A 23,627-nucleotide genomic window follows, 5' to 3' on the forward strand; every position below is an offset into this window, starting at 1 on the left:
GGCTCTTATATATCTAAGAAACGACGGATTGAGCGGCCTGCCCCTAGGCGACCTAAGACAATCCCAATCACTAGGAGTCCTGCTCCAACATAAGCCATGATTGGCATGGTGGCTACCAGCTGGAGATTAGCTAGACCTAAGAATCCTGGCAAGTAGCTATGCGCTCCTTCATAGATACCATACAAGGCACCAAAGGCCAGAAGGCCCGAAATCAAGCCAATATAGGCTCCTTCATATTTGAAAGGTGCACGAATGTAACTCTTGGTTGCCCCTACTAGGCGCATAATCTCGATTTCTGTGCGGCGGGCCAAAATAGTCAGACGAATGGTATTTGACACCAGGAGTACCGCAAAGACAACGAAGATCGAGGCCAATACGGCGAGGACAATCCGCACTGCATTGATATTGCCTAGTATGGTCTCAACATCTGTTGAACCATAATTGGCTGCTTCTACCTTGGCTAGCTTACGAATATCCTGGGCTACCTTGTCTAGGTTTTCACCCTTATCAACCGAGACCACATACACGTTATTGAGGGGGTTCTTATCCCCTTCAATGACATCGAAATCAGAAGTGATTGTCTTCTTATAGTGCTCTAGTTCCTCATCCTTGCTACGATAGACCACATCCGTAACATGCTCAAGACCTTGAATCTGCGTCTTGAGTGTGGCTTCTTCTTCTGCCGTCGCAATGCGGTCAATCAGCACCCGTACTTGGAAGGTCTGTTCGATATTGCGAGTCGCTTCATTAATGTTAGTCCAAATTAGGACGAAGCTCCCAATCATAATCAAGGTTAAGGTCATGGTGAAGATGGACACCAAGGTCATGAGTCCGTTACGGAAGAGGTTACGGAAACCGTCGCGAATATGACGGAAGAAACTTCTAATGGCTCTCATGGTAATCCCCCTTCCGGTCATCACGGACAATTCGACCGCCTTCTAGCACCACTACCCGGTGTTGGAAGTGGTCCACGAGGGTATCGTTATGGGTCCCCATCAAAATGGTGGTTCCCCGGCGATGAATGGATTCTAGGACACGATGAATGCCCATGGCTGTCTCAGGGTCCAAGTTACCCGTTGGCTCGTCCGCAATCAAGATAGCTGGACGGTTAGCAATGGCCCGCGCAATGGCCACCCGTTGTTGTTCCCCACCTGATAACTCATTTGGATAGGATTTGGCCTTATGGGATAAGCCCACTAATTCTAAAACTTCCTTAACCCGGGCTTTAATAGTCCGGCCACTCTCGCCCGTTACCTCTAGGGCATAGGCGATATTTTCGTAGACGTTCAATTTAGGCAGCAACTTGAAGTCCTGGAAGACTACCCCTACCGTCCGGCGCAAATGTGGCACTTGGCGTTCTTTAAGCTTATTGAGGTTAAAGTCCCCTACCCGGATAGTCCCGCGGGTCTGCATTTCTTCACGATAAAGTAACTTCATCAGGGTCGACTTACCGGAGCCACTTGGCCCAATCAAGTAGACAAACTCCCCTTTGTCAATGAAGAGGTTGATGTCGCGGAGGGCAATAGTCCCCTTGTCATATTGTTTGCTGACACGTTGTAATTGAATCATCTGGTCACCTTCTTTCTCTTTCTTCTTCTAAAATTAGTCACTCTAAGTCTACCACATTCCCTCGTCCACTGGGTCACAAGGAGATGTCAATTGTGTATCAGGAAGCTGAGTCGCCCATTTGCCATTTGAGATATGCATCGATAAAGCCGTTGAGGTCGCCGTCCATGACGGCCCCCGTGTTGCCCACTTCGTAGCCAGTCCGGTGATCCTTGACCATGGCGTAGGGATGGAATACATAGGAGCGAATCTGCGAGCCCCAGGCAATGTCCTTTTGTTCCCCTTTAAGGGCGGCTAATTCCTTGGCCTTGTTCTCTTCCTCTAATTGGTAGAGCTTGGCTTTGAGCATGGCCATGGCTAAATCCCGGTTCTGGAACTGGGAACGTTGGGACTGGCTCTGAGTCACTATGCCGGTCGGAATATGGGTAATCCGGATGGCAGAGGAGGTCTTGTTAATGTGCTGACCCCCAGCCCCTGATGCCCGATAGGTGTCGATACGCAAATCATCCGGGTTGATGTCGATTTCGATGGTGTCATCCAACATAGGCGTCACTTCTACCGAAGCGAAGGAAGTATGGCGCCGGCTGTTGGAGTCAAAAGGCGAAATCCGCACCAAACGGTGTACCCCTTTCTCTGACTTGAGGTAGCCATAGGCATTGTGGCCTTCGATTTCCAAGATCACACTCTTAATACCCGCTTCTTCCCCGTCTTGGTAATCCAAGACTGTTACCTTGAAGCCCTGCTTATCCGCCCAACGCTGATACATACGCAGTAGCATACTGCCCCAGTCCTGGGATTCGGTCCCGCCAGCCCCTGGATGAATTTCCAGAATGGCATTATTGGCATCATGAGGTCCCGACAGGAGCAACTTCATCTCATAGGCATCTAAGTCCGCTTGGACTTGGGCAACCTGACCTTCCGCTTCAGCCAAGATATCGGCATCTTCTGTCTCATCATAGAGTTCAATGGCCACCTCAATGTCCGCCACACCTTCTTCCAAGGCATGAATGGTCGAGTAAGTCTCCTTAGCTAGGTTCAGTTGACTGATAATTTTCTGAGCCTTTTCGTTATCATCCCAGAAATCAGGCGCCGACATCTGATGTTCGTAGTCGGCAATATCTGCTTCTAAAGCCTCTAAGTCAAAGAGACCCCCTGAAGCTAGCTAATTGGTTATTGGCTTTGTCAATGAATTGACGAATTTCATATAATTCCATAATCAACGCTCCTTCGTTTAGTCAATCACCTTATTGTACCACGCAAAACCTAGCGGGACAATGGTAAAAGGCCCCAGCAGAGGGCCTATGACTTGAATTGTTGCTAGTTTTAAACTTCTAATCGCTGACGCAATTGCTCGGCCAAAGCGCCCAAGGAAGCCCGGCGGCGGTCCAAGTCAGCTTGTTGGCGGTCTAAATCTGCTAGCTCTTCCTCTACAACCATCAAATTCTCCCGCCATTGAATCTCGGTCCCGCAAGCCGTCTCATGCAATTCCTTAATGCGTTTAATGGCCTTGACCGATAAGCCCAGGGCTCGCAGTTCCAAAATATTGGTCAAAGCCGCCTCATGTTCAGGCAACCACTGATACTTGCCGGCCACCTTATCAGGCACCACGAGCCCCTCTTCAATATAGAATCTCAGAGTGTCGCGACTGACCTGGTATTTGGCTTCAATCTGTCCCGTCTGCAACATTTTGGTCTCCTCCTCTTGACAGGGGCTTAGCCCCTCAGGTTTTACTAGAGATAGTAACCTACAAGGAGGTCCTATCATGAAAATTATCTTACTCAGTCTCTTCGTCCTCTACGCCCTAGTCATGCTAGGCGCTAGTCTTTATAGCCGGCGCCCCGGTCTGGCTTGGCTGACCGGACTTAATGTCCTTTGCGCCTTGGGCCTTATGGTAACTAGCCTAGCAGCCTACTTGGGTTGGCTGTCGCACGAGCCTGCCTGTTTTGGGCTAGGACTAGCCTTGCTCAGCCTCATGGTCTGCGCCCCTCTCAACGGCCATTATCTACTAGGCCGCATCCAAGCACGTCACCTCCTCATTCGTGGCGGCTTGTCTCTAATCCTCTGGCTAGCCTACTGGCTGATCTAAGCAAAGAGCCGGATCCCTAAAGTCCGGCTCTTCTTTTTGGGCTTAGCCTAGCAAGTCCCGTAATTTATCGAAGGTCTTGCCATTACGGATGGTAATCTGCGGATAGAAGTCCTCCTTGAGCAGGTACTTGTGGTAGGAGGTCTTGAGGTATTCACTTTCCGTGCATTTGCCCCAGAAGACCGCTCGGTCGCCAAAATAAACCACTTCATCGTGTAGGGGCATGGCCTGAATGCGAGCCTTCATGTCCTCATAATCCACTTGATCCGTGTAAAAGAGGACATCGCGACGCGCCAAGGGCTCATGCCACCAGTCCGGCACTTGTGCGGCATCCGCCAAGTAGGCATCGCGACTTAAGACCACATGATAAATGGTAAAAGGATAAGTCGCCAACATATCGCCAATCTTAGCCTTGATGCGCTCCAGAGGCTCCTCCGTTTCGAAAAAGGCATTCCCACTATTAATGTAGGTAGTGACTGCTTCATAACCCAAAGCCTCAATCTGAGCTCTAAGTTCACTCATGACCACTTTGTTCTTGCCACCAACATTAATTCCACGAAGTAATAAAAGGTATTTCATAAATTTCAAGTCACTCCCTATCTGGCTCCTATTATAGCATAATTTAGTGCTTGAAGGCCTATTATGCGCATAAAAACCTCGCTCCTATGTTTCAGGAGCGAGGTTGTCTTTTATTGCAGTTGCAAGATACCGTAATAAACAAGTAGCTGTATGACACTTACAAATAGGTTATTCCCAATATGGAGGGCGATGGAATCGATCAGCTGATTCCGACGACGGAAGCTGAGGTAGAAAATAAAGCCCATGCCACCATAGATAGCCCATTCGAAGAAGGTGCTAGAGCCATGTAAATAACCGAATATCACAGACGACACTAGGCCAGCCAACCAACCAAAATTCCCCTTACTACAGAAGAGTTTCTTGAAGTAGCCACGGAAGGCAAGTTCTTCGCTAATCGGTCCAATTACCGAGATAACGAAATAGGCAATCCATAGGCTGGGTTCAGTGGCTAATCCTAATACGTTGCCTAAGGATACATCATTGGCCGTTTTTTGTTGATAAGCTTGCATCATACTGTAGACCAGGATAATCACTATCCGCATAGCAATAGTAGAAACAAGCGCAATACCCAAGTCTTTCCAGCCGAACTTGAGACGTTCACCGGAAAGTTTGTAATAGAACTTGAGACTGATAGCAGTGAAGATAATCCCACCTGCTAAGGCAGCCAACATCAAGTAGGTCTGTTGATCTCCCACGACTTGAGCCAGTAAATTGAAGACGACAACCTGTGGTAACAAGCTGAACATAATGGCTAGGAAGCCCAGGACAATGGCTGGTGGCCAATAATACCATTTATGTCTTAGTTGGCCAACCGCCTCAGCCCCACGGACTTGGACGGCTAGGCGATGCCAGGCCACTATCCCAATCATAGCTGCGACTGCTAGCAAGATAGCGGTCAGGAAGAGGGCGTGAAGATAGCCTGTTCTCTCAGGCAACTTCATCAAGAGCACATACTCGCCTACAACCAAAGCAATGGTTACAATATAGCCTAGCAGCATCAGCATGCTCCGCACCCAGGTGCTGCCTCGACTATAGAGTTCGGAGACATTGGACCATTGGGTGACAGGCTCCAGATAATCCTTACTGTAGGACCAGCTAGACCAAGCCAGGCTGACCACTAGCCAGGTTAAGATCAGACATCCGATGACCCACCACTCCATGCCTAAGAAGAGGCAGAGGCCAATCAATATGGCCAGCGCCAGTGGGCTTTGCAGACCAACTAATAACCAGAATTTTTTCTTGAGATAGCCCATTAAATCCATTGGCAGGGTCTTGATATAGGCCAGATTGTCCCTTTCTAAGGAATGGCCCATCATAGCTAGGCCACCGTAGCCAGCGTTAAAGCCAGCAATAAAGATGACCAGAAGCATGAGAGGCGCCAAGTAGCGAGCTTTCACCAATTCCGCCAACAGGTCTGGTTTTTCTGACAAGCCCCCTAGGATGGCAATCAGGAAGATATAAGGGAAGATACTACTCATCAGGATGGCCTGCATGAGCACCGAGCCCTCACTTACCAGTCGCCAAACATAGGTTTTAACCCAAGATAGACGTCCCTGGCCATCTAAACTATAGATACGGCTCTTACGCTGACCTATGCCAGATTGGCTAGAAGTTGTCAGGGCTGCTTCGTAAAATTGTGGCACTACTTGAAGCCGCAAGAGGATTTGAAGCGCCCCTAAGGCTGCTAGCCATGGCAAAATACCTAGCCAGGCGCCCATTTGTCCTGGGTTCATCACCAGGTCATAGAAGGGCATAAAAATCTGTGCCATGCCAGATAGATTACTAAAATCATCCCGGCTGCCATTGATTTGGAAGACCGCCCAGAAGGTGATAATCATCACCAAAGCCATAAGCAGATTGGAAGCAAGTTGCTTATGTTGACGGAAAACAGTTGTTTTGGTCAGATAATGAGCCAGCACAATCAACAAGGAAATGATGGTGGCCAGAATCAGACTAAAGCCTAGCAGGGCTAGCGGCAAGGTCAAAATCAACAAGCCGGGGCTCTGAATAGCTAAGATGATAAAGTAGCAGAGGACTGGCAAGATGGTAAAGAGAATGACCATCAAGGCTGACAAGAGCTTGGCCAGCATGATTTCGCCCTCGGTATAGGCGTAAGGCCGATAGGCTTGTAGGTCGCCACTTTCATAGAAGACATTGTAGAAGGTCATAAAGCCCTGTCCCAGCATCATGAGCACGAAGACGGAAACAATGACCGTAAATCGAATGGGTGCCCCAGCCAGTTGGAAGAAGCCATTCATAAAGCAAAAGAGAAAGACATACATGGCTCCTACCAGTAGGTACTGACGGATGAGAATCATGGGCACGTCTAGCTTCTTATTAGGGTTAGCGGCCTGTCTTTGACGATAACGGGTGAGTGCGCCAGCCTGACCGGCATAGAGGATATTGACCCGCATCAGTTGCCATATCATTTTAAGACGCATGAGACTCGCCTTCTTCCTTACGCCCTGCCAAATTCAAATAGATGGCTTCTAGGCTTTGGTCGGGATGTTCCGCCTTGAGTTCCGCCACGGTCCCATAGAAGATTAGTTCCCCCTTCTTAAGGATGGCCAGGCGATCACAGAGCTGCTCGGCTACTTCTAGCACGTGGGTAGAAAAGAGAACGGTCTTACCCTTGTCTGCATGGGCCCGCATGAGTTGCTTGAGGTCAAAAGCAGCCTGAGGATCCAAACCGGTCATAGGTTCGTCGAGAACCCAAATGTCAGGGTCAGACAAGAGAGCGCCAATGACGAAAACTTTCTGCCGCATACCGTGCGAGAAGGTCTCAATGACTTCATAACGGTGGTCGGCAAAATCAAAGAGACCAAGCAGATCTACTAGTCGATTTTCATAATCCTGCCTGTTTAGGCCATAAGAGGCAGCCACCAAGTCCCAGAATTCCTGGGCCGTCAGGCGTAGGAAGAGGTCTGGCGAATCGGCTACATAGCCAATCTTTTGCTTGATTCTTAGCCGGTGACTAGCTAAGTCGAAGCCATCGACCAGGATTTTGCCTGCAGTCGGGTTAATGACGGAGACTAGGGATTTGATGGTAGTGGATTTACCTGCCCCATTATGGCCGATTAGGCCGACAATTTGGCCTTCTTGGATGCTAAGATTGAGGTCTTTGAGGGCTTGAGTGGCCCCGTAAGTTTTAGAGACATTTTGAAATTCAATCATGGGAATTACCTCCTAATCTGCTGATTACTTCTTATTCTTTCGCTGCTGCCAGTAGACAAATACGAAGAAACTCAGGCCTAGAATGAGGCCAATGCTAATTCGCAGGGTCGAATCCATCTGAATGAGAGATTCCTGCCAGTAACCCATGCCGCGAGACAGGGCGATGGCAATCAGGCCCATACCTGCCAGAATGGCTAGCCATCTTAGATAGTTAGTTTTCATGGTCGTCCTCCTCTTGACTAGACTCTAGGTCTTCTTCTAGGCCAGCTTGGCCATCTCGCAAACGCCGACGTCCTACTGTGTAGGTCACAAGCCCGAAGAAGACACCTCCTAAGGCATTAATGATAATGTAGCGCCACTGGGTCAGATGGGCCATGCCATCCTCACCCAAGAGGGCCCCAATGGCCGCTAGGGAAAAGTGCATCCAAACAGCGAAGAAAATCCCGGCTTTTATGGCCGACCAGACTAAGTCTTTAAGGGCTTGCTGGACCTTATTAGGTTCGACTTCTAAGGCATCTAGCTTAAGGCGATGAACCTTGGTCGCCACATAGGTGTTGAGGCCTAGCAACACCAAGAGATTACATCCAAGCATGCCCCAAAAGGCCCACTCGGGTTGGAAGTACCAGAGAAAATAGGCTGCGACGTTGGCCAAGCCAAGATAGGTCAGCAAGATCAGATAGGCCTTGTTGCCAATCTTATTGATTTCTGCCATGCGATATTCGTCTAAGTTCTGTACCCCGTAAAAGCGGCGGATCCAGTTCTCCCAGCTAAATTTCTTATGCTTGTGTGGTTGATTCATGCAATTCGACCTCCCAGAATAAGGTATTCAAGTCTGTCTCGAGCGCATAGGCTAGCTTGAGGCAGAGATCCAAGGATGGATTGTACTTGTCATTTTCGATTAGGTTAATGGTTTGTCGGGCGACCCCAACCTCTTTGGCTAGGGCTAATTGTGAGAGTTTCCGGCTCTGACGTAATTCTCGCACGCGGTTCATAGCACGCCTTCTTTCTTTATGTCACATATATGTTACACATAGTATAGACCTTCTGGAAAGAGATGTCAACTATATATGACATATTTTTTAGAAACTGGGCATAAGACGCAAAAAAAATCCCATTATATCATATATGATATAATGGGATTTTTGATTATGCGTTAACTTGTTCGCGCTCCAAGTTTTGACGGATTTGCGACTTCATAATGAAGCGTGTCACGTCAAACTCGATTTCAGCAATCATTTCTTGGAAACGTTCGTAACCTTCCGTTTGGTATTCAGTCAATGGGTTGGTTTGAGCGTAAGCCCGTAAGCCGACCCCTTGGCGTAGGTGATCCATCATGTCGATGTGATCTGTCCACTTGCTGTCTACCACACGTAAAATAATCACTTTCTCGAATTCCAAGACCTGTTCTGGACCATAGAGCATGTCCAACTTGCTTTGGAAGACCTTCATAGCTGTGCCGTAGAGGGTTTCTACTAATTCCTTAGCAGATTTGCCTTCTAGGTCTTGAAGGGTCAATTGTTCTGGGTTGACTAGGTTAGCGTGGGCGTAATCCAAGAGGCCACGGTAGTTCCAGTCTTTCTTGTCGCCTTCAGTCACGGCTTCCACTTCACGGATAATGGTACGTTTGATCATGCCTTTGACTGCGTCAGTTAAGTTGTCAGTTTCGTTAATGACTTGTTGACGTTGGCTATAGATAACTTCACGTTGTTCACGCATTACTTCGTCATATTCCAAGACGTTCTTACGTGTATCGTAGTTGTTCCCTTCGACGCGTTTTTGCGCAGATTCTACTTGGCGGGAGAGGAAACGGCTGGTAATAGCCATATCTTCCATCTCTTCATCCGTCACATTGAGACGCTCCCACATAGCTTTGATTCGGTCAGAACCGAAACGACGCATGAGGTCATCTTCTAGAGATAGGTAGAATTGGGAAGCACCTGGGTCCCCTTGACGACCTGAACGACCACGGAGCTGGTTGTCAATACGACGAGATTCGTGACGTTCAGTCCCGATTACGCAGAGACCACCTAATTCCTTAACACCGTGACCTAACTTAATGTCAGTACCACGACCGGCCATGTTGGTCGCGATGGTAACGGCGCCACGTTGACCCGCTTGCATAACGATTTCGGCTTCTTTGAAGTGGTTCTTAGCGTTGAGGACTTCGTGAGGAATGCCTTCCTTGGTCAAGAGATTAGACAGGTATTCAGAGGTTTCAACGGCAACCGTACCGACCAAGATTGGTTGGCCCTTGCTGTGGCGTTCCTTAATGTCAGCCACCACTGCCTTGAATTTAGATTTAAGACTTGGATAGAGTTGGTCTGGCGCATCCACCCGTTGTACTGGACGGTTGGTTGGGATTACAACCACGTTCATGCCATAGATTTCGCGGAATTCTTCTTCCTCGGTCTTGGCTGTCCCGGTCATCCCTGACAACTTCTCATACATACGGAAGTAGTTTTGGAAGGTGATAGTCGCCATAGTCTTAGACTCGTCTTCGATTTCAACGTTTTCCTTAGCTTCGATCGCTTGGTGGAGACCGTCAGAGTAACGACGACCGTCCATGATACGACCCGTAAATGGATCGACAATCTTAACCTTGCCTTCGTCGACTACATAGTCGATATCGTGCAACATAATGTAGTTAGCACGCAAAGCTTGGTCAATATGGTGAACCAAGACAGAGTTGTTGACATCGTAGAGGTTTTCCAGACGGAAGACACGCTCAGCCTTGTCAACCCCTTGGTCAGTCAAGGCAATGGTCTTAGAAGTCAAGTCAATAGTGTAGTCTTCTTCAGCCTTCAAACCTTTAGCGAAGTAGTCTGCCCGGGTGTAAAGGGCGGTTGATTTCTCAGCTTGACCAGAGATAATCAATGGCGTACGAGCTTCATCGACTAAGATGGAGTCTACTTCATCGACTACCGCAAAATGCAATGGACGTTGTACCATTTGCTCCTTGTAAACCACCATGTTATCACGGAGGTAGTCAAAGCCTAATTCGTTGTTAGTAGAATAAGTGATGTCACAGTTGTAAGCTTCACGCTTCTCAGCAGATGACATGCTGTTGAGGTTGAGCCCGACAGTCAAGCCTAGGAACTCGTAGACAGCCCCCATTTCCTTGGAGTCACGAGTTGCTAAGTATTCGTTAACGGTCACAACGTGAACCCCTTTGCCAGTTAGGGCATTGAGGTATACCGGCATGGTTTCGGTCAAGGTTTTCCCTTCACCAGTACGCATTTCGGCAATGTTCCCGCCATGGATGACAATCCCACCTTGGATTTGGACGCGGTATGGGAAGAGACCCAAGACACGACGGTCCGCTTCACGCACAACAGCGAAAGCTTCTACCAAGAGGTCGTCTAATTTAGTACCTGCTTCCAGGCGTTTCTTGAATTCAGCCGTTTGGGCGCGTAATTCTTCATCGCTCATGGCCTTGTATTTGTCTTCTAACGCCATGACTTGGTCGGCAATACGACCTGTCCGGCGCAATTCTGCTTTATCGTTTTCAACGAGGTTTCTTAGAAAATTAGCCATTAATAATCTCCTTTGTTTATCTACATCATAAGTTATGCCTAATGCATCTATTCTATTATAGCAGAATTCATGCAGAATTTGAATGTTTTTATACTAAAAAATGAAAAAAAGCCAGGCCGAAACCCTTGTCCGCCTGGTTGGAATCTAGCATCATGATAATGTCCCAGCTCGCCTCCATGAACACAAAGCTAGTCTCCACCATAAAAAGAAGGGCGAGACTCCTGTCTCGCCCTCACAAATTCAACTTTAGCTTAGAGTTCTGCCGTCTCAATCAGACCATAGCGGCCATCTTTACGACGATAGACAATGCTGAATTCTTCTGTTTCTGCGTCTGTGTAGACGAAGAAGTCATGGCCCAGCATGTTCATTTGTAGTACCGCTTCTTCGCTGCTCATTGGTTTGAGGCTAATGCGTTTTGACCGCACAATATCTAGCTCAGGTTCTTCGCTAGCAAGTTCACTTGCCTGGTTGAGGAGCGCATCATAAGCCCCTGCATCGCCATGCACTTCGCGATATTTACGGTGAATTTTTGTTTTATGTTTACGCACTTGGCGTTCGAGTTTATCAACCACCAGGTCAATACTTGCATATAAATCTGGGTTGGTTTCTTCCGCACGCAACACTAGGAAGGAGAGCGGAATGGTCACTTCGGCTTTAGCTGTCTTGTCGGGATATACCTTGAGGTTAACGTAAGCCGTCGCATCTGGCACATTGTCGAAGAAACGCTCTAACTTGCTGACTTTCTTCTCTGCATAATCACGGATGGCTTTGGTCACTTCAATATTTTCTCCGCGTACATTATAGTTAAACATAACCGAATCCCTCATTTCTGTTGGTGATTAATAGGGTTAATCCCGGGATCTTAATCCTATTGTCAAGCAGTTTATCTTCTGCTTATGCTTATTATAGCATACCCATCCTAAGATTGAAAGCGGAAACACTCAATTATTTTTCGACTCTCCCCTCGCGGAATAAAGAAAAGGAATAGAGGGGGATTTGCCGATTTTTTGCTACAGGATACAACAAGGATTTGGCCCGCAAGAGGGTGCTCCCAGTTGTGTAAACATCATCAAAGAGCCACCATTCGCCCCTAGGCAAATGAGCTAACACCTCTTCCTTGAGGGCAAAAACTTGGCCCAGCGCTAGGCGTTGTTGCCGGCTCTTGCTAGCTTGCTTGACTCCATCCCCCACATAGTCAAAAGGACAAAAAACCTTCAAACCCGCCACTTCTAAGAGCTGGCGTGTGGCGTGAAATTGTCGTTGGGCCAAACTGGCTGGCGACGAGGGCAAGACCATCCACTGGGCCTTTGGATGTTGGCTGGCAAAGGCCCTTAAGCGCTGAGCAGGGGCCTGGGCCTGGCGGATATCTCCTAAGTATTTGTAGCTGTGGAGCCACTGGCGTAGGGCTCCTTGATAGGGACAGAGGGCCTGGTGATGGATTAAGTCAATGGGATAAGAGCTGAGCCAGGCCTGACATTCTTGGCAATAGGCATGTTGATCCTGCCAGATAGCTACGGCATGATAGGGATCCTGGGCCTGCTGGGACAAGGCCCGACCGCAACCCCAGCAAATGACCTGGCCTTCAATCTGAGTCTGCCAGAGATCTTGGCAGGCGCGACAGAGAACTGACTCCGGCAAGGGACCCCAAGCTAGGTAGTCCCAGATGGTCGGGCCCTGATGGCAAGGTTCTTGGCACATGATACACTTCAAAACTTTCCACCTCCTAGTTGGCCCGCAAAAGCCCACGCGCCTGAGCTGTCTGATTGAGGGCGACAAGTTGCTGGATGGCCTGGCGCATGGCAAGACTTTGCCCCTGATGCAACCACCAAAGAGCGCCTGACGGTTGATCAGCGCTTCGCCCTACCCGCCCGCTCATTTGCATGAGACTGGCTCGCGTATAGAGTTCATCATCCGCTCCCAGAATACAGACCTGGCAATGAGGCAAAGTCACACCCCGCTCTAAAATGGTCGTGGTCACCAATAAATCCAGCCTGCCTTGTCGTAGCGCCGTTACCTTGTCCTGGCGCTTAGGGTCACTGGCATGAACTGAGCTTAGCGCCAGGCTAGGCAACAAGGGTTTCAAGAGCTTGGCACAGGCTTGGGCCTGGGGAATATGGGGCACAAAGAGTAATTTTGGCCCCTCTAGATGGCCGAAGCGCCGCAAAATCTGCTTAAGCGGCCGAATCAAGCGACCGGCAGCTAAGCCCTTAGGCCAGTCCCCTACCCACTGGAGCTCTGGCAGGGGCAAAGGATGTCCATGATAGCGAGCCGGCAGTTGTTGGCAGACCAAGCGCCCCGCCTCCCAGTCAGACAAGAGCCGGTCATCCGGTGTGGCGGTCAGATAAACTAATAAACCTCCCGGCTTAAGTGCCCGTGCCACTGCCTCATGCAAGGCACGAGAATCCACATAGGGAAAGGCATCCACCTCATCTACAATCAAGCAATCAAAAGCCTGATAAGCACGTAGCAGTTGGTGAGTTGTCGCCAGTGTTAGCGGCTTGAGCTCATATCGATCCTGGCTCCCCCCATAGAGAACCTGACAGTCTAAGCCAGCAAAGGCTGCCTTAACCCGAGGCGCCAGCTCTAAGCAGACATCAATTCGGGGCGAGGCCAGACAGACTCGGCCACCATCCATGAGCACCCGTTTCAACAAAGGGAAAACCAACTCGGTCTTGCCGGCGCCTGTGACCGCCCAGACTAATTGTGGTCGCCGCTCCTGGCCCCGCCAGGTTTCAACCAGCTTCTGAGCAATCTCAGCCTGACTTGGGGTCAACTCTCCCTGCCAAGTCAGCGGAGACTGGCTCAGAGGCCTTCCGGCTGGAGCCGGCTGACAATACAGCCTCTGGCCTGACATGACTCGACCTAGAGATAGGCAGTCCAGGCAATAAGTCCTAGGCTGACCATCCAGCCCCTTGAAGGTCCAAAACTGATGTGGATCCTGGTTACCACAACGGCCACAGACCCAGGGCGGACCCGTCAAGGCAGGCTTTGAAGGCAGACTAGCTAGCCAAGTTTCTAGGTTCTGCCCCCTAGCTTCCGTCAACTGCCACACTTCTTGGACTTCTGCCTGGGTCAAACAGCGACCTGCTAAATTATCACGGACTTCCATCTCGATCCCCCCCTCTATAAATACCCAAAAGAGGGGGACTTGGCACTTTTTAGCTTCTAACATTTTGATGACAAAACAAAAAGACTAGAACCCCTTAGGTCCTAGCCTTGATTATTTTAGTCTTGTTGTTCAACGAATTTCCAACTTGGGTGGATGGTATTCATTTCTTGGGCGATGTTAAGACAGTGGTCACCAATCCGCTCGAAGTCGGTCAGAATCTTGGCAAAGTGGACACTGTTGCTAGTCCCACAGACCTTGCTCTTAAGACGCTGGATTTGCATGCGTTCGAAGGTCTCGTAGGCTTGGTCGATTAATTGTTCCTGGTTGTTGATTTCTTCTAGGTTATCGCCCAAGGTTTCCTTAAGCTGGTCTAAGATTTCTAGAGCCAAGTGCGACATGGTCGCCAACTCTTCCCGCGCTTCTTCAGACAGGTCGTGCTTGCTGCCTTGAATCAAGAGGATACGCTCCATAATGTTGGTAGCATGGTCGCCCAGACGCTCTAAGTCAGAGGCAATCTTGACATATTCCCCACTCTGCAAATTGGCATCGTGGGTCAGAGACATGGCCGCATATTGGACAATCTGCTGGTTGAGCTCGTCGATGTCCTGCTCACGACTCTTAATCTCGGCCACCTTATCCTCAACATCTGTCTCATCATAAATGCTGAAGGCCATGGCTACGTTTTGGCGTACTAAACCTAACATATTCATGACTTCCTTGTAGAGTTGGGCACCCATCATAGTGGTTAAACCGACATGGTACTCTTGATTAAAGATATTGAAATCCAAGTGACGCACCACACTTGGTGTTGGTGCTTCTGGTAAGTTTGGCAAGAAAACATAGGTCAGACGCACCAATTGTTCCCCGAATGGCAAGAGCAAGAAGGTAGTCACCACGTTGAAGATAGTATGAACGTTGGCGATTTGGACTGGCACATTGCCTGGCGTCAGGCCTTCCATCCAGTGGACAAATGGCGTTGTCATGCTAATGGCCACAAAGATAACTGTCCCAATTACGTTAAATAAGAGGTGAATCAAGGTCGCCCGCTTAGCATTACGCTCAGAGCCAATCGAAGCCAGAATGGCCGTAATACAGGTCCCGATGTTCTGCCCGAAGAGGACATAAATGGCGCTTGGCAAGGTAATAACACCGCTGAGGGCCAAGGTCTGCAAAATCCCGACTGAAGCTGAACTGGACTGAATAATCGCCGTAAAGATGGCCCCGACTGCAATCCCTAGCAAGGGATTCTCGAATTTAGCCAAGAGCCCGGTAAATTCTGGCATATAGCGGAGCGGCTCCATGGATTGCGACATATGTTCCAAACCCATGAAGAGCATACCAAGCCCTATTAGAACTTGTCCTACAGCTGCGGAACGGCCTTTGGCGGCAAACATGGCCAAGAGAACCCCGGCGAAGAGGATAAGTGGCGCATAGGCCGAGAAATTCAAGGCAATCAACTGTCCGGTAATGGTGGTCCCGATATTGGCCCCCATGATAATCCAGACCGCGCTTTTGAGGTCCATCAAACCTGAGTTAACGAAACCAATCGCCATGACCGTGGTCGCGGAAGAGGACTGTGTCAAGGCTGCGACTAAGGCACCGACCCCTACCCCAATGAAGCGGTTAGCGGTCAACTTCTCCAAAATCTGCTTGAGACGACTGCCGGCAGCCGTTTCTAGCCCTTGAGACATGAGAGTCATCCCGAAGAGGAAGAGCCCCAAACCACCCAAGAGGCCGAAAATATTCGTTAATGCCATGTGATAATTCCCTTTCTTTCAATAGACACGATGATTTTAACTAACTATAGTATAACAAGACTTATAAGGAAAAAAAAGAAGAAATTAAGAGCGGCACAATGAAGTGTCGCTTACTCCACAAGCAAACGACACTTTCTGTCTTTATTGGGCACCCAAGAGGAGTTCCTTCATATGAACTAGTTGGGTGATGGTTCGGTTAACAGGCGTTGAGATACCAGCTGCTTCACCAATTCGGGTTACTGCCCCGTTGATGTAATCCACCTCAGTCAAACGACGGTTGATAATCAAATCTTGGTACATGGAAGCATGGTGCTCACGAATCTTAAGGGAAGCAGAGATAATGAATTGAGTCAGTTCTGCTGGGTCAAATTCCACCCCTTGGGTTGCGGCTACTGCCGTGAACTCTTGGGCGATAGCAGACACTAATTCTTCCGTGTAAGGATTGTCGAAAAAGCCACCCAGGTCGCATTCCAACAAGGCAGTTGGTGCGTTACCGCAGGCATTGACGCAGGCTTTGCGCCAAATGGCTGCCTTGACATTTTCGCTGTAACTAGCTTGCAAGCCCGCCGCATCTAAGGCTGCCACAATGGCTTGGGTCTTAGCACGAGCACTTGGTGTGTCGACAAAGTTTTGCAGGGACAGGCTTCCCACGCCATGCAGTACTGCCCGGCCTGGTCCATCCAAAGCGGCTGACCAAATGGTAGAGCCCATGACTAGGTTCTCTTCGGCCACATATTGCTTCATGACTAGCTCGTGGCCTAATCCATTGAGTAGGCAGACCACCGCGGTGTCAGGTCCGAAGACCGGTTGAATGGCTGATAGCATGTCCGCCAACTGCATAGCCTTGGTGAAGACGATGACCACGTCCACTTGTTCGGTCACTTCTTCCGGATAATAGATAGGAAATTGCTCCACCACTTCCTGACCATTCCAGTCGACATGTAGGCCATTTTGGCGGATGGCTTCAATATGAGCCGGCCAGCGGTCGATTAAGATAACCTCTTGGCCACTTTGTTTAAGTTGATAGGCAAAACGGCAGCCCATAGCGCCGGCACCAGCAATTGCAAATTTCATAGTTTTGTCTCCTTTTCTTGAATTAGATGGTAATACGATAGTTTTCTGGGTCAATCCAGCCCAGACGGGTGACGAAGAGGTAGTCGCTAGCAAAGCCCAAAACAATTGGGGCCACGACGAAGAGCAAGACCGTTACAAGGCCATTCCCGGCTGTCCAACCCACGATATTGAGGTGGTTGACGGGACCTACTAAACCACTGAGGCCAAAGCCAGCTGATAGCGGCGTCCCCTGAATATAGAAGACGGAGGCTAAGAACCCCATAATACCCGCATTGAGGCAGATTGGCAACAAGAGTTTAGGATGGCTGATAATGTTAGGCATGGATAGCTTAGGCGAGCCAATGAAGTGGGCGATACAGGTCCCTAGGGAGTTAACCCGACGACCCGCAATGGCCAAGGCGAAACCACAGGCTACAATCCCTAGGTTGGCCGCCCCTGAACCGACGCCCGCCAAGGAAATGGCAATCCCGATGCCGACTGAAGAAATAGGCGATACAATAATCAGGGCAAAAATAATCGCCAGACAGATACAGAGAGTGGTCTGCTCTAAGGTCAAGAGATGGGCGATAAATTCCCCAATCTTACCGGTAATGAGGATAAAGTATGGATAGAGCACACGGCCCAGGCCACCCGCCACAATGACGGTTAAGGTTGGAATGACCAGAATAGCGTAAGCCCCCACCAGTGGGCGCAAGAATTGAATGACCGCTACTGCCAATCCGGCCGTCACACACATGGTGATAATGTCCCCCGTCCCCTTAAGCTGCAGGCCAGACTCTAGGAATTGAAGGGAACCACCTGCCAACATGGTGGTCATGCCGACCGTAATGGTCTCTAGGGGATTGAAGGCGAAACGAATGGCAACCGCCACCCCGATCGCAAAGCCAACAAAAGTATTGGTGGCACTGACAATCTGGGTCATGAAGGCCAAGGCAGGGAAACTTGGCGTTAAGGCCTTGAAGAGTTCTCCTAGGAGAGCCCCGGGAATCAAGGCAGCGATGACCCCTAGGGCGGAGCCATTTAAGACATTCATTAGGAATGATTTGAAGGATTTCATCATAGGATTTCCTCGCTTTCATCAAGTTTACAAGTACTAGTATACCCTAAGCAAGACCACAAAAAAAGAGGCAGGTGCCATAAACCCGTTCAGACAGAAAAATAAGCTAGGACCTGAAGGTCCTAGCTTAATCGCTTATTGTTACTGATGGTGGTGACAACAACCCTTGGGATGGGGCTTGGGACTACCATCTGCTAGGGTTGAGCGTCTTAAGGTAAAGTAGTCCGGCACCGGGTCCTTCCCCCCTGCCACAAAGGGATGGCAGCGACTTATCCGCGCCAAGCCCATGATGAGGCCTTTGAAGGCGCCATGTTTTTCAATGGCATGGATAGTATAGGTGGAACAGGTCGGACTATAACGGCAACTAGGCGGGAAGAGTGGCGATAGGGCCAACTGATAGAAGCGCACTAGCTTAATGAAGAGCCAACGAAACATCCTATCACCCCTTCTGGAGGAAGGTCCGGAAGAGCCACTGAATGATCTCACTGGACAGGAAGGTGAAGAAGAAGAGGGAAGCTGGCCGGTAGAGCAGCACCATCTTGACGAATTCTTTGAAGGTGATGTTGGACATACCGGTAATCATACAGAAGATATCGTCCGGGAAGATGGGCGCCACGAAGCCGATTTTAAGCAGGCGACGGAAGCCCGGGCCATCATTCATTTTGGCGATGTAGTGGTCGTACTGCTTGTCTGACAAGAAGGCCTTGATGAAACTGGAGCCAAAGCGCTTGCCGAGGAAAAAGTTAATGCAGGAACCGATGACCATACCCGTACAATTGAGCAGGAAGCCGCCAAAGTGACCGTAGATGACGTCGCCGATGACATTGTGTAGGCCCCCGGGAATAATGGGATAGATTGTCTGGGAAATTTGTAATAAGAGGAAGAGTAAGGGACCGAATATCCCCATACTTTTAAGCAGTTCTCCAAAGCCCCCGCCTTCCTTAAAATAAGGCGAACTGGCAATAAAGACTGAGCCCGTAACGGTCAGAATCAAACCTACTACGGTGAGAATTTGAATCAGTTTCCGTTTTTTCTCGAGCGATAGCTTGCTCATAGCGTCTACTCCTTTAAGTCATGTCTCACGGTTGTCCCTTGGACAGACCGTCAACAAGTCTACTATACACTAAAAATCTTATTATGTCAGTAATGTTAACTCTTTTTTAGGATTTGATGTCAAAGTACTGACTCCCCTAAACAAAAAGTAGCCAGAACTAACGACGCTCTGGCTACTCGACTATTAGAATTTCAAGTGTGGTTCTACCACAATCAGATCCTTGCTGACCTGGTTGAGGACTTGGCAACCGGTCTCTGTCACCAAGACTAAGTCTTCAATCCGCACCCCTACCTTACCTGGCAGGTAGATACCTGGCTCGATGGAGAAGATTTGGCCGACTTGGGCCTGAGCTTGGTTGAACTCGGAAACGTCCCCTGCTTCGTGGACTTCTCGTCCGATGAAGTGGCCGGTCCGGTGGGTGAAGTATTCCCCGTAGCCAGCCTCCTCAATGACCTGGCGCGCCGCCCGGTCAATGCTGGCCAAGGTCACACCTGGCCGGACTGCCTTAATGGCCGCTTCTTGGGCCTGACGCACGGTCTCATAGACCCGCCGAGACTCCTCATCCGGCTCCCCGTAGAAGACGGTCCGGGTCATATCAGAACAGTAGCCCTTGTAGGTAGAGCCGATATCAATCACCACTGAATCACCTGGTTGAGGGCGGTCGTCATTGGTTTCGTGGTGGGGATCCGCCCCATTGGCTCCGTAAGCAATAATGGGTTCAAAGGAGAAGCCTTGGCAGCCCAAACGCTGATAGATACCAGCCAATTCGCTGACCATTTCAGATTCTGGTAAGCCATCCGCCACTAAGTTAATCAGGGCTAGGGTTGCCTGATCATTAAGGGCAGACGCCTCTCGCATGATTTCTTGCTCCTCAGGTGACTTGATGGCCCGCAGGTCATCTACCAAATAAGCAGCATTCACCGGCTGCAAATCTTGGCGGGCCGCCATCAGATCCAAGAGAAAATGACTTGGCCAAACCTTATCAATCCCCGTTTTACCGGGCACCAGACTTTGGGCCAACCAGCTGATGACTGGCTCCCCATCACGGTAGGTCACAATCTCTAAGTCGTGTGCTAAGTCGCTAGCCTGTGGGAAGAGTTGGTTGAGATAGAGTTGATGACGACCGTCAGCTGCCACCTTGAGCAGTAAGAGCCGCTCTCCCGGCTGGGTCTCATAGCCAATCAAATAAGCAATACTTGACGGGTCAGTCACTAATTGTTGGGCAATCCCCGCCGCCTTGATCCCCTGAACTAGGGCTTCTAATCGTTCAGTTTGCATGTATACGCGCTCCCTTCTTCTTTCCCTTCTATTATAGCACAGGGATTTGCTGTGACCCAAGACAAAGCCATAAGAAAAGGCTGGGAACTCGTCCCAGCCTCGGTGCTGTCTATTCGATAATTTCTGTCTCTAGGACACCTGCTGCTTCAAAGGCAGCCGCCAACTGGCAGAGGACCCGTTCCTGGCCTTTGCCGGCCCAAAGCTGGACACCCAGCGGTAGGCCTTCTGACGATTTACCCAGCGGCAACATGATGGCCGGTTGACCAGCCAGGTTCTGGAGGAAGGTCCAAGGCGTGTAAGCCCAACTATCCTGCCAACGCTCCATAATGAGGTCGGTGCGAGCTTCTTTGGCTAAGCCCTCCTGATTCAAGAGGCGCTGAGCCATCTCCGCTGAAGCCGCAAAACTCCCATGCAGGGGCGCCGGCCCATTGGTCCCAGGCGTCAAAAGTAAATCATAGTCCTGGAAGAAATTCTCCATTTCAGCCGCTAGCTGATCCCAACGACCCAGCAGCTGGCTGTAATCGGCAGCATCCCAAGGCAAGCCGGCCTGGTAGATGCCCCAGGTCATTGGCTCCATATCGTCTGGCGTCAAGGCGCGACCCAGACTAGCCTCAAATCCTCGCATCATGGCAACCGTCTCAACTGCATTCATGGTGGTATAATCACGCGCCGCCGCAATGACATCCACTGGGAAGTCAACTGGGACGAGCTCATGACCCATGCCTACCAATCGTTCTACCGTCTGGCGCAACAAGTTGGCCACATCTAAGCGAACTTGAGGTGTTAGGGGCGAATCCAGCAGATAGGCGATTCTAAGCGGACGCTGAGGCAAGGTCAGGGGCCCAGGACTTAAGCGCGGCACCATGTAAGGTGCGGCCCACTGTTCCACCTGCAGCCCCTCCAATAAGGTCCAGGTATCCCGTACCGACTTGGTCAAAGCAAAATGTACCGATGCCCCCTGCCAGCCCCGGTAGCCATCGGGGCCAACTGGCACCCGGCCACGGGAAGGCTTGAGGCCAATCAGACCACAGAAGCTGGCAGGAATCCGGATAGAACCCCCACCGTCACTGGCTGTGACGATTGGCACCATGCCAGCCTTGAGCGCAGCCGCCGCCCCACCACTGGACCCGCCCGCATTGCGGCTTAGATCCCCAGGATAGCTGACTGCCCCGGTAAACTGGGCATCGCTAATATTCTTAAAGCCAAATTCCGGCACATTGGTCCGGCCTACCACGATAAAGCCCAAAGCCTGGATGCGTTCTACGAAATAAGAAGTCTGGTTAGCCACATAGTCCGCCATAAGCTGGGCCCCCGCATAAGAAGGCTCACCAGCTTGGAGCTGGCCCAAGTCCTTGAGCAGAATAGGCACCCCAAAGAAGGCAGGCAATTCCTGACGTTCTGACTCTGACAGTTGACGCCAGAGTTGGTCATGAGCCTGAGCTTGGGCCCGCGCACTGTCGGCTTGGACATGGGCAACCGCATGTAGGCTAGGATTGAGGGCCTGGATATTGTCTAGGGCCCAGTCCACCAATTGGCTGGCCGTCAAACGACCGGCCTTGACTTCTTGCGCGTAGTAAGTCGCATCTTGCTTAAATAAGGGCATCTTCTGGCAGCACTCCTTTGGCTAAATCATCGAGTAGTTGGCGCTTGTAATGAAGAAATTCTGGACTAAAGCCAATGGCTTCAAAGTCCGACTTATCCAGTTGAATATCGTGGACAGCTTGCAGGGTCCCTGGCTTGCCGCCCATAACGTAGACCTTGTCAGCCAAGATCAGGGCTTCATCCACATCGTGGGTGATGAGCAAAGTCGACCATCCCATCTGCTGCTTGTAGTGGAGGAACCACTGATGTAGCTGGCGCCGGGTCACCGCATCCAAGGCACCAAAGGCCTCATCCAAGAGGACCCATTGGCGCTTGAAGCAGGCCGTCCGTAGGAAGGCTGCCCGCTGGCGCATGCCCCCTGACAGGGACTTAGGATAGTGATTGGCCCAAGTCGCTAGCTTGAATTCTTCCAGTAGCTGCTTGGCCTCGGCACGGGCCTGGGACTTCTTAACCCCCGACACCACTAGGGGTAGGGCCACATTGTCCACCAAGGTCAAATGCTCGAAAAGCATGTCCTTTTGCAGCATGTAGCTGACCTGGCCGGGTTCCAGGGGCTGTCCCGCTAGGCTAATGGAGCCTGACTGGACCGGCAAGATACCCGCGATTAAATTAAAGAGGGTGGTCTTACCGACCCCGCTTCGACCCAGGATAGCCACGGTCTGGCCCGCTGCCACCTGAAGATTAACATCTTGGATGACCATTTGCTGGTCGTAGCCGTAGGCTAAATCCCGAATTTCTAGCACCTTACTCCGCTCCTAAATATTCATTGCTAAAGTATTGGCCCTTAGTTAGGTCGCTTTCGACCAGTTTGTTGTCGTAGAGCCATTGATAGAAGGCATTCCAACGCGCTGGATCGAATTGGCCCCATTTGGCAGGATCGCTAGCGTAACGCTCGCTCAACCATTTTTGGGAAGCCACGACGAAATCACGTTGGTCCTTCAATTCTGGGGCCGCTTCAATCAGAATGTCGGCCGCTTCTTCTGGATGTTCCATAGCATATTGATAGCCCTTCTTGATGGCTGCCAAGACCTTCTTGGCTTGATCTGGGTGGGCTTTGAGGTAATCATTGTTGGCAATAATAACTGGTGAGTAGAAGTCCAATTCTGGCGCGATGTCCCGAATTTGGAAGAAGGTGGTGGACACCTTCTGGAAGCCTGCCAAAATCCCATCCCAAGCATAGTAAACCCAGGCTGCATCGAATTGGTTATTGACCAAGCCGATAATGGAGTTGTCGCCATCATTTGGCACTAGGCTAGCCTTGGAGAAGTCCCCGCCGGCCTTCTTAGTCATGTATTCCATCATCTTCAATTCAATTGGGTCATTCCAAGTGCCGTACTTGTGCCCTTCCAGACCTTTAGGATCCTTGATGCCGGCTTCTTCCTTAGCAATAATACCGGACGTGTTGTGTTCAATAATAGCCGCTACCGCCGTTACTGGCAAGCCACCCGCAAATCGCTTAGCCAAAGAATCTTGGAAGGCAATCCCGAAGGCCGCCTTACCTAGCCCCACTAATTCAGTGGTTGAGCCTTCAGGTGGACGTTTGATATCAACTTCCACGCCCACTTCCTTGAAGTAGCCCTTGGCTTGGGCGACGTAAAGCCCGGTATGATTGGTGTTAGGTACCCAGTCTAGAATCAGGTCTACCTTGTTGTCATCACTTGATTGAGCGGCTACGCTTGGTAGTGTGGTCCCAGCCAAAGATAGGCCGGCAAGCAGGGCCGCGAATTTTTTCATCCATTTTTGCATGTGTGTGTCACTCC

The 23,627-nt window shown here is 50.2% G+C and carries 24 protein-coding genes; 1 reads left to right on the top strand and 23 read right to left on the bottom strand.

Annotated features, from left to right (window positions below):
• Nucleotides 1-5: 5 nt before the first annotated feature.
• The 4 genes from ftsX to Q0339_RS06180 all read right to left on the bottom strand — a co-directional run bounded on the left by ftsX (nt 6) and on the right by Q0339_RS06180 (nt 3,252).
• Complete coding sequence (gene ftsX / locus Q0339_RS06165) at nt 6-896, bottom strand: permease-like cell division protein FtsX (RefSeq protein ID WP_298077951.1); 891 nt, start codon at nt 894-896, stop codon at nt 6-8.
• Nucleotides 883-1,569: a cell division ATP-binding protein FtsE gene (gene ftsE, locus Q0339_RS06170; protein ID WP_298077953.1), complete on the bottom strand. Its 687-nt coding sequence runs from the start codon at nt 1,567-1,569 to the stop codon at nt 883-885. The genes ftsX and ftsE overlap by 14 nt, the downstream gene beginning before the upstream one ends.
• 97 nt (nt 1,570-1,666) lie before the next feature.
• A protein-coding gene (prfB, locus tag Q0339_RS06175; RefSeq protein ID WP_298077954.1) for a peptide chain release factor 2 occupies nt 1,667-2,780 on the bottom strand; the annotation gives its coding sequence in 2 pieces (ribosomal slippage) (nt 1,667-2,707 and nt 2,709-2,780; 1,113 coding nt in all).
• Nucleotides 2,781-2,889: 109 nt separating this feature from the next.
• Nucleotides 2,890-3,252, bottom strand: a complete 363-nt coding sequence (locus Q0339_RS06180) for a MerR family transcriptional regulator (protein ID WP_298077955.1) — start codon at nt 3,250-3,252, stop codon at nt 2,890-2,892.
• A 76-nt stretch (nt 3,253-3,328) separates the two neighbouring features.
• On the opposite strand from Q0339_RS06180, the gene Q0339_RS06185 reads away from it, so the two are divergent.
• Complete coding sequence (locus tag Q0339_RS06185) at nt 3,329-3,652, top strand: hypothetical protein (protein WP_298077956.1); 324 nt, start codon at nt 3,329-3,331, stop codon at nt 3,650-3,652.
• A 42-nt stretch (nt 3,653-3,694) separates the two neighbouring features.
• Here Q0339_RS06185 and Q0339_RS06190 read toward each other — a convergent pair whose 3' ends face one another.
• From Q0339_RS06190 to Q0339_RS06280, 19 genes are all read right to left on the bottom strand, one after another.
• Nucleotides 3,695-4,228 carry a DUF1697 domain-containing protein gene (locus Q0339_RS06190; protein ID WP_298077957.1) on the bottom strand — a complete coding sequence of 178 codons (534 nt, stop codon included), beginning with the start codon at nt 4,226-4,228 and terminating at the stop codon, nt 3,695-3,697.
• A gap of 110 nt (nt 4,229-4,338) precedes the next feature.
• Nucleotides 4,339-6,669 (bottom strand): type II CAAX endopeptidase family protein, encoded by a 2,331-nt coding sequence (locus tag Q0339_RS06195; RefSeq protein ID WP_298077958.1) that lies wholly within the window; start codon nt 6,667-6,669, stop codon nt 4,339-4,341.
• Entirely contained in the window at nt 6,659-7,402 is a 744-nt protein-coding gene (locus Q0339_RS06200; protein WP_298077959.1) for an ABC transporter ATP-binding protein, read from the bottom strand. Before Q0339_RS06200 ends, Q0339_RS06195 begins: the two co-directional genes overlap by 11 nt.
• Nucleotides 7,403-7,426: 24 nt before the next feature.
• A complete protein-coding gene (locus Q0339_RS06205; protein ID WP_023391369.1) occupies nt 7,427-7,624 on the bottom strand; it encodes a hypothetical protein in 198 nt (65 codons plus the stop codon).
• Nucleotides 7,614-8,201: a DUF3278 domain-containing protein gene (locus tag Q0339_RS06210; protein ID WP_298077960.1), complete on the bottom strand. Its 588-nt coding sequence runs from the start codon at nt 8,199-8,201 to the stop codon at nt 7,614-7,616. The genes Q0339_RS06205 and Q0339_RS06210 overlap by 11 nt, the downstream gene beginning before the upstream one ends.
• Complete coding sequence (locus tag Q0339_RS06215) at nt 8,179-8,394, bottom strand: helix-turn-helix transcriptional regulator (protein ID WP_023391371.1); 216 nt, start codon at nt 8,392-8,394, stop codon at nt 8,179-8,181. The genes Q0339_RS06210 and Q0339_RS06215 overlap by 23 nt, the downstream gene beginning before the upstream one ends.
• 154 nt (nt 8,395-8,548) lie before the next feature.
• Nucleotides 8,549-10,936: a preprotein translocase subunit SecA gene (secA, locus tag Q0339_RS06220; RefSeq protein ID WP_070756346.1), complete on the bottom strand. Its 2,388-nt coding sequence runs from the start codon at nt 10,934-10,936 to the stop codon at nt 8,549-8,551.
• Between the two features lie 251 nt (nt 10,937-11,187).
• Nucleotides 11,188-11,748, bottom strand: a complete 561-nt coding sequence (raiA, locus tag Q0339_RS06225) for a ribosome-associated translation inhibitor RaiA (RefSeq protein ID WP_298077961.1) — start codon at nt 11,746-11,748, stop codon at nt 11,188-11,190.
• A gap of 133 nt (nt 11,749-11,881) precedes the next feature.
• Nucleotides 11,882-12,634 (bottom strand): ComF family protein, encoded by a 753-nt coding sequence (locus Q0339_RS06230; RefSeq protein WP_298077962.1) that lies wholly within the window; start codon nt 12,632-12,634, stop codon nt 11,882-11,884.
• Nucleotides 12,635-12,659: 25 nt separating this feature from the next.
• Nucleotides 12,660-14,045: a DEAD/DEAH box helicase gene (locus Q0339_RS06235; protein ID WP_298077963.1), complete on the bottom strand. Its 1,386-nt coding sequence runs from the start codon at nt 14,043-14,045 to the stop codon at nt 12,660-12,662.
• A 116-nt stretch (nt 14,046-14,161) separates the two neighbouring features.
• A complete protein-coding gene (locus tag Q0339_RS06240) occupies nt 14,162-15,802 on the bottom strand; it encodes a Na/Pi cotransporter family protein (protein ID WP_298077964.1) in 1,641 nt (546 codons plus the stop codon).
• A gap of 141 nt (nt 15,803-15,943) precedes the next feature.
• Nucleotides 15,944-16,876 carry a 2-dehydropantoate 2-reductase gene (locus Q0339_RS06245; protein ID WP_298077965.1) on the bottom strand — a complete coding sequence of 311 codons (933 nt, stop codon included), beginning with the start codon at nt 16,874-16,876 and terminating at the stop codon, nt 15,944-15,946.
• A 22-nt stretch (nt 16,877-16,898) separates the two neighbouring features.
• Complete coding sequence (locus Q0339_RS06250; protein WP_298077966.1) at nt 16,899-17,909, bottom strand: PTS transporter subunit IIC; 1,011 nt, start codon at nt 17,907-17,909, stop codon at nt 16,899-16,901.
• A gap of 165 nt (nt 17,910-18,074) precedes the next feature.
• A complete protein-coding gene (gene yidD / locus Q0339_RS06255; protein WP_298077968.1) occupies nt 18,075-18,368 on the bottom strand; it encodes a membrane protein insertion efficiency factor YidD in 294 nt (97 codons plus the stop codon).
• Between the two features lie 4 nt (nt 18,369-18,372).
• Nucleotides 18,373-18,987, bottom strand: a complete 615-nt coding sequence (locus Q0339_RS06260) for a VTT domain-containing protein (RefSeq protein ID WP_268442403.1) — start codon at nt 18,985-18,987, stop codon at nt 18,373-18,375.
• 183 nt (nt 18,988-19,170) lie between these two features.
• Nucleotides 19,171-20,265 (bottom strand): aminopeptidase P family protein, encoded by a 1,095-nt coding sequence (locus Q0339_RS06265; RefSeq protein WP_298077970.1) that lies wholly within the window; start codon nt 20,263-20,265, stop codon nt 19,171-19,173.
• A gap of 109 nt (nt 20,266-20,374) precedes the next feature.
• Entirely contained in the window at nt 20,375-21,868 is a 1,494-nt protein-coding gene (locus Q0339_RS06270) for an amidase (RefSeq protein ID WP_298077971.1), read from the bottom strand.
• Complete coding sequence (locus tag Q0339_RS06275; RefSeq protein ID WP_298078138.1) at nt 21,855-22,568, bottom strand: ABC transporter ATP-binding protein; 714 nt, start codon at nt 22,566-22,568, stop codon at nt 21,855-21,857. Before Q0339_RS06275 ends, Q0339_RS06270 begins: the two co-directional genes overlap by 14 nt.
• 43 nt (nt 22,569-22,611) lie before the next feature.
• Nucleotides 22,612-23,613, bottom strand: a complete 1,002-nt coding sequence (locus tag Q0339_RS06280; protein WP_298077973.1) for an ABC transporter substrate-binding protein — start codon at nt 23,611-23,613, stop codon at nt 22,612-22,614.
• Nucleotides 23,614-23,627 lie beyond the last annotated feature (14 nt).

The sequence above is a fragment of the uncultured Abiotrophia sp. genome (assembly GCF_938010525.1).
Taxonomy (GTDB): domain Bacteria; phylum Bacillota; class Bacilli; order Lactobacillales; family Aerococcaceae; genus Abiotrophia.